The organism is Sphingomonas melonis DAPP-PG 224 (assembly GCF_000379045.1).
Taxonomy (GTDB): Bacteria; Pseudomonadota; Alphaproteobacteria; order Sphingomonadales; family Sphingomonadaceae; genus Sphingomonas; species Sphingomonas aquatilis.
The window spans coordinates 1,775,085-1,788,627 of the sequence record NZ_KB900605.1 but is presented as its reverse complement, the minus strand read 5'-3'; the positions used below and the strand labels follow the sequence as shown (position 1 = coordinate 1,788,627).

Annotated in this window: 17 protein-coding genes; 4 read left to right on the top strand and 13 right to left on the bottom strand. The window is 66.6% G+C overall.

Annotated elements, in window-relative coordinates; translation table 11 throughout:
* Positions 1–292: 292 nt before the first annotated feature.
* The 4 genes from SPHME3_RS0108670 to glnE form a co-directional block, all read right to left on the bottom strand.
* Positions 293–634, bottom strand: a complete 342-nt coding sequence (locus SPHME3_RS0108670; RefSeq protein ID WP_017979553.1) for a hypothetical protein — start codon at positions 632–634, stop codon at positions 293–295.
* Between the two features lie 54 nt (positions 635–688).
* Positions 689–1,957: a multidrug effflux MFS transporter gene (locus SPHME3_RS0108665; protein WP_018250676.1), complete on the bottom strand. Its 1,269-nt coding sequence runs from the start codon at positions 1,955–1,957 to the stop codon at positions 689–691.
* 73 nt (positions 1,958–2,030) lie between these two features.
* Positions 2,031–2,486 carry a peroxiredoxin gene (locus SPHME3_RS0108660; protein ID WP_017979555.1) on the bottom strand — a complete coding sequence of 152 codons (456 nt, stop codon included), beginning with the start codon at positions 2,484–2,486 and terminating at the stop codon, positions 2,031–2,033.
* Positions 2,479–5,169 (bottom strand): bifunctional [glutamate--ammonia ligase]-adenylyl-L-tyrosine phosphorylase/[glutamate--ammonia-ligase] adenylyltransferase, encoded by a 2,691-nt coding sequence (glnE, locus tag SPHME3_RS0108655; RefSeq protein WP_017979556.1) that lies wholly within the window; start codon positions 5,167–5,169, stop codon positions 2,479–2,481. The genes SPHME3_RS0108660 and glnE overlap by 8 nt, the downstream gene beginning before the upstream one ends.
* 73 nt (positions 5,170–5,242) lie before the next feature.
* On the opposite strand from glnE, the gene SPHME3_RS21325 reads away from it, so the two are divergent.
* Complete coding sequence (locus SPHME3_RS21325; RefSeq protein WP_017979557.1) at positions 5,243–5,413, top strand: hypothetical protein; 171 nt, start codon at positions 5,243–5,245, stop codon at positions 5,411–5,413.
* A gap of 24 nt (positions 5,414–5,437) precedes the next feature.
* Here SPHME3_RS21325 and SPHME3_RS0108645 read toward each other — a convergent pair whose 3' ends face one another.
* From SPHME3_RS0108645 to SPHME3_RS0108635, 3 genes are all read right to left on the bottom strand, one after another.
* Positions 5,438–6,094 carry a sigma-70 family RNA polymerase sigma factor gene (locus tag SPHME3_RS0108645; protein ID WP_017979558.1) on the bottom strand — a complete coding sequence of 219 codons (657 nt, stop codon included), beginning with the start codon at positions 6,092–6,094 and terminating at the stop codon, positions 5,438–5,440.
* Between the two features lie 99 nt (positions 6,095–6,193).
* Positions 6,194–6,331, bottom strand: coding sequence for a hypothetical protein (locus SPHME3_RS21320; protein WP_024310409.1), 138 nt, complete (start codon positions 6,329–6,331; stop codon positions 6,194–6,196).
* A gap of 95 nt (positions 6,332–6,426) precedes the next feature.
* Entirely contained in the window at positions 6,427–7,236 is an 810-nt protein-coding gene (locus SPHME3_RS0108635; RefSeq protein ID WP_017979560.1) for a response regulator, read from the bottom strand.
* Between the two features lie 243 nt (positions 7,237–7,479).
* Between SPHME3_RS0108635 and SPHME3_RS21315 the strand changes: the two genes are divergently transcribed.
* The 3 genes from SPHME3_RS21315 to SPHME3_RS0108620 all read left to right on the top strand — a co-directional run bounded on the left by SPHME3_RS21315 (position 7,480) and on the right by SPHME3_RS0108620 (position 9,664).
* Positions 7,480–7,650, top strand: a complete 171-nt coding sequence (locus SPHME3_RS21315; RefSeq protein WP_017979561.1) for a NepR family anti-sigma factor — start codon at positions 7,480–7,482, stop codon at positions 7,648–7,650.
* Between the two features lie 62 nt (positions 7,651–7,712).
* Positions 7,713–9,251, top strand: coding sequence for a sensor histidine kinase (locus SPHME3_RS0108625; RefSeq protein ID WP_017979562.1), 1,539 nt, complete (start codon positions 7,713–7,715; stop codon positions 9,249–9,251).
* A gap of 278 nt (positions 9,252–9,529) precedes the next feature.
* Complete coding sequence (locus SPHME3_RS0108620; protein ID WP_017979563.1) at positions 9,530–9,664, top strand: entericidin A/B family lipoprotein; 135 nt, start codon at positions 9,530–9,532, stop codon at positions 9,662–9,664.
* Between the two features lie 66 nt (positions 9,665–9,730).
* Here the strand turns inward: SPHME3_RS0108620 and tatC are convergent, their stop codons facing one another.
* The 6 genes from tatC to nagZ are packed head-to-tail and all read right to left on the bottom strand — an operon-like array spanning position 9,731 to position 13,523.
* Positions 9,731–10,510, bottom strand: coding sequence for a twin-arginine translocase subunit TatC (gene tatC / locus SPHME3_RS0108615; protein WP_017979564.1), 780 nt, complete (start codon positions 10,508–10,510; stop codon positions 9,731–9,733).
* Positions 10,507–10,914, bottom strand: a complete 408-nt coding sequence (tatB, locus tag SPHME3_RS0108610) for a Sec-independent protein translocase protein TatB (RefSeq protein WP_017979565.1) — start codon at positions 10,912–10,914, stop codon at positions 10,507–10,509. Before tatB ends, tatC begins: the two co-directional genes overlap by 4 nt.
* A gap of 29 nt (positions 10,915–10,943) precedes the next feature.
* On the bottom strand, positions 10,944–11,183 hold the full coding sequence (locus SPHME3_RS0108605) for a twin-arginine translocase TatA/TatE family subunit (RefSeq protein ID WP_017979566.1): 240 nt from the start codon (positions 11,181–11,183) through the stop codon (positions 10,944–10,946).
* Positions 11,184–11,210: 27 nt separating this feature from the next.
* Complete coding sequence (scpB, locus tag SPHME3_RS0108600) at positions 11,211–11,789, bottom strand: SMC-Scp complex subunit ScpB (protein ID WP_017979567.1); 579 nt, start codon at positions 11,787–11,789, stop codon at positions 11,211–11,213.
* Positions 11,786–12,511, bottom strand: coding sequence for a segregation and condensation protein A (locus SPHME3_RS0108595; protein WP_017979568.1), 726 nt, complete (start codon positions 12,509–12,511; stop codon positions 11,786–11,788). The genes scpB and SPHME3_RS0108595 overlap by 4 nt, the downstream gene beginning before the upstream one ends.
* A gap of 10 nt (positions 12,512–12,521) precedes the next feature.
* Positions 12,522–13,523 (bottom strand): beta-N-acetylhexosaminidase, encoded by a 1,002-nt coding sequence (gene nagZ, locus SPHME3_RS0108590; protein WP_017979569.1) that lies wholly within the window; start codon positions 13,521–13,523, stop codon positions 12,522–12,524.
* Between the last annotated feature and the right edge of the window lie 20 nt (positions 13,524–13,543).

Sequence of the window (13,543 nt, the reverse complement as noted above, 5' to 3'; positions counted from 1 at the left end):
CCAGGCCCCTCCAAACACGGAGATTACGGCTTTGTTGCAGCGCGGGACGGCTTTTACCGGATCGGCCGGGAAACGTGACAAACTTGCCACAGTTCCTGTCTAGCCGATGAACGAAAGCGCGCAATTCCAAGGCAGATGCCCCAGCAGCGCCGCAATTTCGGTGTGACGGAAATACCAAGGCGCTGGCAAATCTACTAACGCAGGTGCGAAAGGATCGGGGCCAGACGTGGCTACGGCGCCACCTTATGAATGGAAGGCAGCGCCGTCAGCGCATGGTGGAACGGGGGGTCGATCAGGGACGCAGCGCGGCGTCGTCGGCGTCGTCCAGCGTGTCGTCGTCGGTCGCGTCGGCGTCGAAATCGTCCTGCGCGTCGTCCTCGTCCATGTCGGCTTCGTCCATGGTCACGCTGGCGTCGGTCTCGCCGACCTCTTCGGAATCCATGTCGACCTCGTCGATCGATTCGTCCTCGACGTCGTCATCGCCCAGGTCGGGGTTCAGATCGGTCAGGACCAGGCCGTCGCTGGGGCCGTTGCGCGTCGCCTCCAGGATTTCGGCGCGCTGGCTCTCGTCATAGCCTTCCTCGTCATAGCCGTCGTCGCCCGACCCGTGGCTCTGCACCTGATGTCCACCCATCGTATCTCTCCTGGATTACCCGGGTCGAACGGCGGGGATGCGGGCCGGGTTCCGTCAGGCGGGACGGAACAGGCGGAAGCGCTCGGTGATCGCGACGACCAGCAGTGACATCAGGCCGCAGATCAGGAACCCCGCGGCCAGCGGCGCGGTGGTCCCGTTGAACGCCTGCCCGATGACGACGCCCACCACGGCGCCGACGGTGATGCTGGTGAACCCCTGCACGCTGGAGGCGGTGCCGGCGATCCCGCCCATATTCTCCATCGCCATCGACGAGAAGTTGGACGTGGCGAGGCCGAAGCACCCCATGGTCAGCGCCTGCAACACGACGAAGCCGACCAGCGTCTCATAGCCGGCCATCGCGATGGCGAGGTGGATCGCGCTCAGCACCACCAGCATCGTCACCGCGCTATGGCTGATCAGCCGCGTGCCCAGCCGCATCACCAGCCGCGCATTGGTCAGGTTCGCGCCCGCCATCAGCGTCGCGGTCACGGCGAACATCACGGCGAGCAGCTTGGGCCGGTCGAACGTGTCGAACATGATCTGCTGCACCGAATTGAGGTAGCCGTACAGCGCCCCCATCAGCGACGTCGACGCCAGCGTGTACCCCAGCGACAAACGGTCGCCGAGCGTCTGCTTCCACCCCGCCCAGATCCGCGACACAGACAGCGGCTGCCGCGCTTCGGGGCGCAGTGTCTCGGGCATGCGCACGAAGAACCACATCCAGATGCCGAGGCTGAGCCCCGCGACCACCCAGAAGATGCCGCGCCAATTGGCGAACAATAGCACCGTCTGTCCGAACGCCGGCGCCATGACCGGCACGACCATGAACACCATGAACGCGATCGACATCACCCGCGCCATCGGCCGGCCGTGATAGCAATCACGCACGATCGCCACCGTCGCCACCCGCGTCGCCGCGACCATCGCACCACCGAACACGCGCGCCGCGAGCAAGAGCGTGAAGCTCGCCGACACCGCGCAGGCGATATTGGCGACCACATAGCCCCCAATCGCCCACAGCAGCACCGCCCGTCGCCCATAGCGATCCGCCAGCGGCCCATGCGCCAGCTGCGCGATGCCGAAACCCAGGATGAAGGCGGTGATGATGAACTGGCGCTGGTTCTCGGTCGCCACGCCCAGCGACCGCCCCATCGCCGGCAGCGCGGGGAGCATCGAGTCGATACCCAGCGCCGCCAGCGACATCAGCGCCGCCACCAGCGCGACGAATTCGACGAAGCCGATCGGGGCGCCCGCAGGCTCCGGGGCAACGATGGACGGGGCGCCGGCAACGGCCGGCGCGGTGGACAAGGTCTGACGGGTCACGATGGCTTCCCTGTAGGCGCAAGCGACGCGAACAGGAACCCGCTACGGCACCGATGGTGCCGCCCACCTGCCGTCAGAGCGCGCGCACCGCCTCCAGTACGGCAGCGGCATGGCCCGGCACCTTCACCTTGCGCCACGCGCGCACCAGCGTGCCGTCGGCGCCGAACAGGAAGGTCGCGCGCTCGATGCCCATATACGTCTTGCCGTAGAGCTTCTTCTCACCCCACACGCCGAACGCGTCGCAGACGCTGCCGTCCTCGTCACTGCCCAGGTTCACGGTCAGGCCATGCTTGGCGCTAAACTTGGTGTGTGAGGCCGGAGAGTCCTTGCTGACCCCCATCACACGCGCGCCCGCCGCGGCGAAGTCCTCGGCCAGCGCGGAGAAATCCTGTGCCTCGCGGGTGCAGCCGCTGGTGTCGTCCTTGGGGTAGAAATAGACGACGGCCGGCAGCGGCAGATCGTTCAGCTGGATCGTCTGGCCATCCGGGGTCGTCACGCTCACCGCCGGGATCGGCGCACCGTCATCCATCGCATCCTCCTGTCATGCCGCGCCATACGGCCTCCACCTCCTGCCGCGTCGCCGCGAAGGCAGCAAGCACCGCCGGCCAGTCGGGCAGCCGCAACGCCCGCGCAATCAGCACCTGCGTCGCGGGCGGCGGCTCCTGCGCATCCGGCGCGACCAGCCGCAGCGTCACCAGCAGCCGCGTCAGCAGATCGTGCGCGGTCAGCAGCCCATCGGGCAACGCCCCCGCCGCGGTCAGGGCAGGGATGGCGACGCGCAGATCGGGATCGAAGCCACTCCGATGCAGCAGCTGCGCCAGATGCACGGTGAACTCCAGATCGACGAGCCCTCCCGGTAGTAGCTTCGCGTCGAGCGGCCCGGCGGGCGGCTTGTGCCGCGCCATGTCGGCACGCATCGTTGCCGCCTCTGCGGGCAGATCCCGCTCGGGCCGCGCGCCCTCCAGCACCTCGGCGATCACCCCGGTGACGGCAGCTCGGGCTGCGGGCGATCCGAACACCGGCCGCGCCCGCGTCAGCGCCATATGCTCCCACGTCCAGGCGTCCTCCCGCTGGTAGCGCGCGAAGGACTCGACCGACACCACCAGCGGCCCTTGCGTTCCCGATGGCCGCAGCCGCGTATCCACCGGATAGAGCGGCCCCGCCGCCGTCGGCACCGACAGCGCGGCCGTGATCCGCTGCGCCAGCCGATTATAATAGAGCGTCGCACCCAACGGCTTCGCGCCGTCCGACTCCGCTGCGAAGTCGCCGGTAAACAGATAGACGAGATCGAGATCGCTGGCGTGCGTCAGCGCACCACCGCCCGTGCGACCGAAGGCGAGGATCACCAATTCACTGTCCGGCACCCGGCCATGCGCCCGCGCGAATTCGGCGACCGTCCCCGCCGCCAGCACCTCGATCGCCGCCTCCGCCAGCCGCGCGTAGCCGCCCGCCGCATCGAGCGGGTCCGCCGCCCCCGCGACGATCTGCGCGCCCACCGCAAAGCGCTTCTCGCCGACCAAGCGCCGCACGGTATCGAGCAGCGCTTGATAATCGCCCTCGTCCGCCGCCCCCAATTCGGTGGCCAGTTCGACGACGCTCCCCAGAGGTTCGAACGCGCTCGCGTCGATCAACCAGTCGATCAGTTCCGGCCGTGTCGCCAGGGCGTCGGCGAGCGGCGCAGCATGGCTGAGAATCGTCGCAAGCAAGGTCGCCAGCCCCGGCCGTGCCTCCAGCAAGCGCAGGATGTTGATCGCGCTCGACAGCCGCTCGAACAGGACATCGAGCCGCAGCAGTGCCGCGGCGGGGTCCGGCGCTCCGGCCAGCGCCGGCATCAGCACGGGCAGCACCGCCTCCAGCGCCGCGCGCGCCGCCGGGCTGCGGAGAGCGGGATAGCGTCCTGCCCGCCACCCTGCGATGCGCGCGGCGGCCTTGCTCCCCCCCTCGCCATCGGCCGCGAACCCCGCCGTCTCGAGCCAGTCGGCCAGCGCCTGTGGCTCGTGCGGCAGCCCCGCCGCCTGCCCGTCGTCGAGCGCATCGTAGATACGGCCAGCGGTCGCGACCGGTTCGCGCAGCAGCTCGACCAAGTCGGCGCCGTTGGCCAGCCCATGAAGCCGCGCCACCCCGTCCAGCGCCTCGCCGGTCGGCAGCGTGTGCGTCTGCCGATCGTCCACCATCTGAACGCGATGCTCGATCGTGCGCAGCAGGGTATAGGATCGGGTGAGCGCAGCAGCCTCGTCGGCGCCGATCCAGCCCGCCCCGGCAAGTGCCGCCAATGCATCGCGCGTCGCCGGTGCCCGCAGCGCCGGGTCGCGCCCGCCGTGGATCAGTTGATGGATCTGCGCGAAGAACTCGGCCTCGCGAATACCGCCCCGCCCCCGCTTCAGGTCGTAGCCGGGGCCGAAGCGTTGACCACTCGCATAATGGTCGCGAATGCGCCGCGACAGGTCGCGGATTTCGCCGATCGCGCCGAAGTCCAACCCGCGCCGCCACACGAACGGCCGGATCGCATCGAGGAAATAGCTGCCGAGCGCCTTATCACCAGCCGCTACCCGGGCCCGGATGAACGCCGCCCGCTCCCATGCCAGCGCCTGACTTTCATAATAGCCGATCGCCCCTTCGACCGGCAGCGCGATCGGCGTCGCTTCGGGCGATGGGCGCAGCCGCAGATCGACACGCAGCACATAGCCATCGCCATCGCGCGCCTGCAGCAACTCGACGACACGCTTGGCGATCCGCACCGCCGCCTCTTCCGGCTCCTCACGGGCGCGGTGCGGCAGCGTTTTCGGGTCGAACAGCAGGATCGGATCGATGTCGGACGAATAGTTAAGCTCGCGACTGCCCTGCTTGCCCAGCGCGATCGCGACGAAGCCGCGCGGCTCCTCCCCCGGGGTACGCTCCGCAATCGCGGCACGGATCGCGCGATCGAGCGCTGCGTCGGCGAAATCTGTCAAGGCGTGTGTGACCGCGGTGAGATCGAGCGCCCCGGCAAGATCGCCGATCGCCACCGACAGCGCCAGCGCCCGCCGATCCAACCGCAATTGCCGTGCGACTGGCATATCAGAATGGGCGCTGGTGAATCCCAGGTCGATCTGCCCCGCCGCCAATCGCTCCGCCAGCACCGGCTCACGGTCGAGCAACAGCGACAGGAAGGGCGCATGTACTCGCGCACGCTGGATGGCATCGGTAAAATCGGGGCCAAAACCGGGGGGCATCGCGTCACATCCTTCGCGAACGACCGGTTTCGTTCGCACGCAACAATTCGCGTATCCGGCCGTTGGAACGATTATGAACGCCAATGCGCATCCCGTCGAGAAAAGCCGTCAGGGCGACTATGTCGTCCGGCGCCCGCGCTCGACCGACGCACTCGGCCACAGCCTGCGCGGCGCGTTCGGCAGCTCCGACATGCCCGATGACTTCGCGATGCTGCTAAAGCGGATTGACCGCGCGACACATTGATTGCGGCACTAGCCGCGGGTCGCTTCAGCGCCCCCGGCTGAGTTCGTCGACTTCACCCATGATCGTATCGAGCGCCGTTTTGTTGACGTCCTGCTCGTGCTCGCGGCGCGACGGCAGCGTGCCATCGTTCAGGATCGTTTCCAGCGCCACACGCCCACGCGCGACGCGGCTCTTGATGGTGCCGACCGCGACCTGACAGATTTCGGCGGCTTCTTCATAAGCGAAACCGCCGGCACCAACGAGGATCAACGCCTCGCGCTGCGGCTGCGGCAGGTGGAGCAAGGCGCGCTGCATGTCGCCCAGTTCGACGTGACGATCCTGGCTTGCCGGAGCCGCCAGAATGCGGTCGGCGACCAGATCGTCCCACTCGCCCTTGAAGCGCGCACGCCGCATCTGCGACAGATATAGATTGCGCAGGATGATGAAGGTCCAGGCACGCATATTCGTACCGGCCTGGAAGCGCTGACGCGCCGCCCATGCCTTCAGCAGCGTTTCCTGAACAAGATCGTCGGCGAGATCGCGGCTGCCCGACAACGAGCGACCGAAGGCGCGCAGATGAGGGATGACCTGCGCCAGCTGTTTCTTGAACTCGGGATCCGACAGCGCAACGTGTTCGACCGGCTCGACCACCGCATCGTCGTCATCGTCATACTGGTCATCACGCGTAGCGGGCTGGGTCATGCAAATCCGTTCGAAGCCGGGGACAACATCGCCGCCTGTCTGGCGAAAATAGGTGTCTCTTCCGGCAAATACCAGTCGTGCGGCCGAAAAGCCTTGCGGTCAGCGCAAGATCAGAAAGGCGAATATGGCGATGACGAGCACCAGCGAAATGCCGAGCACATAGCGGGCAACTCCCGGAGTCGCGCCCGCACGGGCCTCGGTTGCGGTGACATGCACTGGTTCGTTCGGATCAGCCATGATCATCAAACCCCCGAAACCCGTTTTGGGTCCGTAACTTTTCGTCAATGCCTCACGGGCGGGCGGGACAGCGCCCGACCACGCCCGCTACGCCGTCACGCAACCGCCGTCGGCACCGTCGCTTCGTCGAAGAACAGCGCCTGACTGATCGCCGCCTTCACCGTCGACCGCTGGAACGGCTTGGTGATGAGGAACGTCGGCTCGGGCCGCTCGCCGGTCAGCAGGCGCTCAGGGAAGGCCGTGATGAAGATCACCGGCACTTCGAACTCGGCAAGGATGTCCTTCACCGCGTCGATGCCCGAGCTATCGTCGGCCAGCTGGATGTCCGCCAGCACCAGACCGGGGCGATCTTCCATTGCCAGCGCGACGGCTTCGTCGCGGGTGACGGCAACACCGGTCACCTCATGGCCCAGATCACGGACGATCGTCTCGATATCCATCGCGATGATCGGCTCGTCCTCGATGATCAGCACGCGCGCACGCGTCTGCTTCTCGATCTCGGCCAGCGCCTCGGTGACCAGCGTTTCCACCTCGCTGGTGTCGACCTCGATCAGATACGCGGCATCCTCGGGGGAGAAGCCTTCCATGGCGGTTAGCAGCAGCGCCTGCCGCGACAGCGGCGTCATGCGAGCGAGGCGCGCACGCGCCACCGCTTCGGTGCCCTCGGCGTCGCTCTGCGAGGTCTGCGCTTCACCATCGGCATTGGCCGACGCCCAGATACCCTGGAACATACGATACAGGCCAAGCCGCGGATCGACGTCGCGCGGGAACTGGTCCGGCGCCGCAACGATCGCCTCCAGCGTCGCACGGACGTATTTGTCGCCTTGATTCTGGCTGCCGGTCAGGGCCCGGCCGTAGCGCCGCAGGAAAGGAAGGTGCGGTGCGAGTTGCTGTCCAAGCGACATGGGTCGTGTTCACTCCCTGAGATACTGAACGGGCACCCCATCTGAGCGGGCGCCCGTACCTTTACAACGGTGTTTGTCGAAGAACCCACCCGCCCCCTCGGACCTGCGGAATTTTCGCGCTGCAATGGAACCAACGAACGCGACTTTGGTTTCATCGCCACTTGAACGGCCAGACCGCACCTGCAAAGCGGGGCTGTTCGTGTAGCGTCGACTGCCCGGGTTCAGCCGGGTCACCAGGGGGACATGTTGGATTTGCCCGGCAACAAGGACAAGAAGGCGTCTTCCAAGAAGTCTCCTGCCAAGGTTCAGAGCAAGGATCGCGACATGGGCGCGGCCCTGCGCTCGGCCTATCAAAAGACGATCGAGGAACAGGTGCCGGACGAAATGCTCGACCTGCTGAACAAGCTCGCCTAGCAGGGGGCATGGCCTCCCAACCCGACGCAGCCTCGTTACCGCGCCGTACGGCGATGGCCCCCATGTTCATGCTGTCGCGCCTGCCAACTGGCGCCAAGCTCTTCATCACGCTCAGCGTCGCGTTGCTCCTGCTCGCCTTGATCGCGATCGGCGCGACATTGCAGACCGGGCGGACCGCCGACGCCGAGGCACGCGCCCGGCTGCGCATCGCCGCTAACGAAAGCGCGCGCAGTATCGCCATCGAGCTTGTCGGCGACATGACCGCATTGCGCGTCGCCGTCACCGCATTGCAGGCCGACGCCGGTGACGCGCCCAGCTGCGCCCGTGCGCAGGGTGTGTTCGCCCAGCAATCGACGATCGGCACGCGCTTTTCGATCGTCGATCGCAATGGCCGATTGCTGTGTGGCGAACCGTTCGACGCCAATGTCGCGCTTGATACCAGCACGCCGGTCGGCGCGGCCATCGTACCCGACCGCGGCCTGATCCTGTCACTGCCGGGCTTGCGCCATGGCCCCTCGGCGCGCGTCTTCTTCCCCAAAGCCTTTCTGACGCAACTTGCAGCCCCCGGCACGCGGGCGATGCCGCTCGCGAGCGCGCTGGTGCATGACGACGAAACGCTGACCCTCTCGCGCATTCCTGACCTGGGCGCGTTCGATCGGGTCGAGACTGTACAGACCGATCTGGGCCTCGGCGGCCTGGCGTTGCGCACCAGCATCCGCAGCGCGCCCATCACCTCGTCCTTCCTCGTGGCGCTGATGCTGCCGCTGCTGATGTGGGCCGCTGCGGCAGGCCTGTCATGGTTCATCGTCGACCGGCTGCTGATTCGGCCGCTGCGCGTGCTCCGTGCAAGTGTCGCTGCCTACACGCCCGGTGAGGTGATCGATCCGGGCAAGCTCGGCCCTCTGCCCGCGCAGGAGATCCGCGAACTCGGCGATACCTTCCGCGCGATCAGCCGCACGGTCGCGCTGCACGAAGCCGGCCTGGCGGAGGCGGTGGTGCGTCAGACCAAGCTGACGCGCGAAGTCCATCATCGCGTAAAGAACAACCTCCAGGTCATTTCCAGCCTGATCAACTTCCACGCCCGCGGCGCACCCAGCCCCGATGCGACGGCAGCCTATGCCTCCATCCAGCGCCGCGTCGATGCCCTCGCCGTCGTCCACCGCAACCATTTCGCCGAGATGGAGGACAATCGTGGCCTTAACCTGCGATCGGTGATCGGCGAACTCGCCTCCAACATCCGCGCGACCGCACCGGAAGGGGCCACCAGCCTGTCGATTGTGCTGGATGTCGATCCCTACCTTGTGAACCAGGACGTCGCCGTCGCCGTCGCCTTCCTCGTCACCGAGACGATCGAACTAGCGATGAACTGCGATGCCGCCGCCCAGGTCCGGGTCGCAATCAAACCCGGCGAGGACGACAAGAAGGCAAAGCTGCGCGTCGTCTCGCGCGCTTTCGTGGAAAGCGAACGCCTGGAGACGTTGCTGTCGACCCGCTACGGCCGCGTGATCGAGGGTCTGTCGCGCCAGCTGCGCGCGCCCCTGCATCACGATCCGATGACCGGTGCCTATGAAATCGCGATCGCCGTGATGGGCCGCGATTGACGGCTTATCGACGATAAAGATTCGCAAAAATTCGCCGAAGGACGTGGAACCGCGGTCCGTCGGCCGTGTTATGCACTGCGGATCGCGGCCTTATGCCCCCCGCTCTCGCGATCCACGACATAGGCCCGGAAGCATCCACCCTCCCCCCCCCGGTGATGCTTTCGGGCCTTACTCATTTCCAGCCGGAAAACTTTCGTCTCCCTGCCCGCTCAGTTGCGGAGCCGGAACGAATGGCCCGACCGATCATTGTTCTCGGGCTATCACGTTCAGGAGGTTTTATGCGCAAGGTTCTCGGTTTTGCCGTCGTTGCTGGCGCGCTCATGGTCAGCGCGTGCAACACGGTGGAAGGCGTCGGCAAGGACGTCAGCTCGGCGGGCCAGACGGTCGCCAAGACGGCCGACAAGTCCAAGTAAGCCTTCGGGCTCAGCCTCACCCGGCTGCGCAGGGCCTTCGCTCCTCGACGAGCGGAGGCCCTTTTCTTATGCCTCGACGATGTCGGTGCCGGTGTCCTTGCTCCGGCGACGCTCGGTGAACCAGATACCGATGATGGCGAGTTCGTAGAGCAGGATCAGCGGCACGGCGAGCAACACCTGGCTCATCAGGTCGGGCGGCGTCAGCACCGCCGCAATCGCCGTCGCCGCGACGATGGCATAGCGGCGCGCGCCGATCAGCTGCTTGCGCGTCACGATGCCTGCGCGCTCCAGCAGCATCAGCAACACCGGCAGAAGGAAGGCGAGACCGAAGGCGAACAGGAACTGCATTACGAACGACAGGTAGTTGCCGATGCCCGGCAGTGCCTCCTGCTGTACGCCGCCGATATTTCCCTGGAATCCTAGCAGGAAATGCAGCGCCATCGGGATCGCCATATAATAAGCGAGCGCCGCGCCGGCGATGAACAGTACTGGTGTCGCGAGCAGGAACGGCAGCAGTGCGCGCTTTTCTTTGCGGTACAGGCCCGGCGCGACGAACTGCCAAAGCTGGTTGGCGATCACCGGAAAGGCGATCATCATTGCCGCGAAGAAGGCGACCTTCACCTTGACGAAAAACGCTTCGAAAATCTGGGTGTAGATCAACGTCTTCTGCCCCACGGCCAGCAACGGCTGGACGAGGAAGGCAAAGATATTCTCGGCAAAGAAATAGCTGACGCCGAAGGCCAGGACGATCGCGACGATGCAATAGAGCAGGCGACGGCGCAATTCGATCAGGTGATCGAGCAGGGGCGCGCGGCTGGCATCGATCTCGTCTTCCACGTCGCTCATGACGGCGTAACGTCGGACTGCGGGGCGGGTTTATGCTCGGGCGCGGGGGCAACCACGGGCTTTTCCACCATAACCGGCTCTGCCTCGTCATGCTGGACCTCATGCTGCCCGGCAGGCGTCGGCGCGGGCGAGACACCAGCCGCCGCCTCGGACTCCGCATCGGAGGTCATCGGATGCTCCGCCATGATCCGCGCATTTTCGGCGGCCCAGCGCTTTTCCATCTCGGCCAGTTCCGCCTCACGGACCATATTGTCGAAGCCCTGCCGGAATTGGCGCGAGACACCGCGCGCCTTGCCGACCCAATAGCCGACGACGCGCATCGCCTTTGGCAGGTCCTTTGGCCCGATCACGACAAGCGCCACGATCGCAACCAGCAGGAACTCGCTCGAATCGATGTTGAACATGGACGCCGGATACTATCGGGCGACGCGGATCAACGCTGTTCGTCGCGGATGCGGTTACCGTCGCGATCGAACGCAGGGTCGGCAGTCTTCTGCGCCTCGATGCGCGCGGCAGGCTTGGCGGCCGCGTCGTCGTCTTCGGCCATCCCCTTCTTGAAGTTCTTCACACCCTTGGCGACGTCGCCCATCAGGTTCGAGAACCGCCCGCCACCGAGCAGCAGGATCGCGACGACGGCGAGGACGAGCAGATGGATCGGGCTGAAGCTGCCCATGGCATATCTCCTAGAATGCCCAACTATCTAGTCGCTCTCATCGTCCTTTGCCACCTCCAAAGCTTCCTCCAGTGCAAGATCGACGGGGTCGAGCAGACCAGCGGCGCGCAGGTCGTCAATGCCCGGCAGATCGCGCCGACTGGAAAGCCCAAAATGCGCGAGGAAACCGGGCGTCGTCGCGAACATCAGCGGGCGCCCGGGCACCTCGCGCCGACCGGCAGGACGCACCCAGCCTGCCTCCATCAGCACGTCGAGCGTGCCCTTCGCGGTCTGTACGCCGCGGATCGCTTCGATCTCGGCGCGCGTGACGGGCTCATGATAGGCGATGATCGCCAGCGTCTCGGTCGCGGCGCGGCTGAGGCGGCGCACCTCGTCGCGGTCGCGGCGCAGCAGATGCGCCAGATCGGGCGCGGTCTGGAAATGCCAGCGCCCACCACGGTGGACGAGCGTGATGCCCCGCCCCGCATAATCCTGCTCCAGCCGGGCCAGCGCCGCGCGCACGTCGATGCCGCCGACATGCGCACGGATCGTATCGATTCCCAATGGTTCGGCGGCGGCGAACAGCAGCGCCTCCACCGCCCGCACGCCATCGTCCGACGGAGTCATGCGAGCGCCCGAACGTAGAGCGGTGCGAACGCGGACTGCTGGCGCAGTTCGACGCGCCCCTGCTTGGCGAGTTCCAGCGCGGCCAGGAACGACGAGGCGAGCGCCGACTTGCGCAACCGCCCCGACCCTTCCGGCAGGAAACTCTCGAGCATCGACCAGTCGAGCCGCTCGCCGACGAGGCTCGCCACGCGCTCCAGCGCCGCCTCCAGCGTCATCACCTCGCGATCGGCGACGACGTGCATCACGGGCCGCGTTCGCGCGCTGACGCGGCCGTAGGCGGCGATGAGGTCATAGATCTCTGCCTGCCATTGCGCGTGCCGGATCGTGCGTAGCCCCTCCGGCGCGGCACGCACGAAAACGTCACGGCCCAGCCGGTCGCGCGCCATCAGTCGCGCGCCCGCCTCGCGCATCGCCTGCAACCGTTCGAGGCGCAATTGCAGCCGCAGCGCCAGTTCCTCGGGATCCGCTTCGTCCTCCGCCTGGCGCGGCAGCAACAGCGCGGATTTCAGATAGGCCAGCCATGCCGCCATCACGAGGTAATCGGCCGCGACCTCCAGCTGCACCGACTGCCGTTGGTGGATGTAGCGCAGATATTGCTCGACCAGCGCCAGGATCGAAATGCTGCGCAGATCTACCTTTTGCGATCGCGCCAGCGTCAGTAGCAGGTCGAGCGGCCCTTCCCAGCCCTCGAGGTCGAGCGTCAGCTGTTCGGGTTGCGCCACCGATCCGCCGTCAGGCCAGCGCGAGGAAGGCGTCGCGGCGTGCGATCAGCTCCGCGAAATCGCCCTCGGGCGCGCCGACGCTCGCCATTGCCGTGTCCAGCCGCGCGCGTGCCGAGTCGCTGATCGACCCCAGCCGCCCGGCGATCTCGACCATCTCGTCCATCCGCGCCCAGCAGTCGAGGACGAGGTCGCATCCCGCGGCGATCGCGCCTGCCGCCTTTTCGCCTGCGGTGCCCGACAGCGCCTTCATGTCGATGTCGTCGGTCATGAGCAGCCCGTCGAAACCGATCATCTCGCGGATCACGTCGTTGACGATGGTCGGGGAAAGGGTTGCCGGACGCTCGGCATCCCAGGCCTCGAACACGATGTGGGAGGTCATGCCCATCGGCGCATGGCGCAGGGTACGGAACGGTTCGAGGTCCGCCTCCAGCGCCTCCGCCGACGCGCTGACCGTGGGGAGCAGATGGTGGCTGTCCACCACCGCGCGGCCATGGCCCGGCATATGCTTCACGACGCCGACGACCCCGCCGGCCGCCAGTCCCTCCAGCATCGCACGTCCCAAGGCGGCGACCTGCATCGGCTCGGCGCCATAGGTCCGGCAGCTGATCGCCTCCGTCGTATCGGTCTGAGCGATGTCGAGGATGGGCGCGCAATCGACGGTGATGCCGACCTCTGCCAGCATGAGCCCCAGCGCCTGCCCGTTGGCGCGCATTGCCTGGATCGCCGACATGGGTGCGGTGTTGTACAATTTGGCGAAGGCCGGACCGGCAGGGAACGCCGGCCATTCGGGCGGCCCCATGCGCGCGACACGTCCGCCTTCCTGATCGATCAGGATCGGCAGGCGATCGTTGCCCGACAGCGCGCGTAGCGAATCGGTCAGCGCCCGCACCTGTTCGCGGGTCGCGATGTTACGCTTGAACAGAATGTAGCCGGCGGGCTCCGCCTCGGTGAAAAAGGCGCGTTCGTCGGGGGAGAGCTCTAGGCCGGCGATGCCGAAGATGACGGGCTTCATGCCGAACCGGTTAGCGCGGA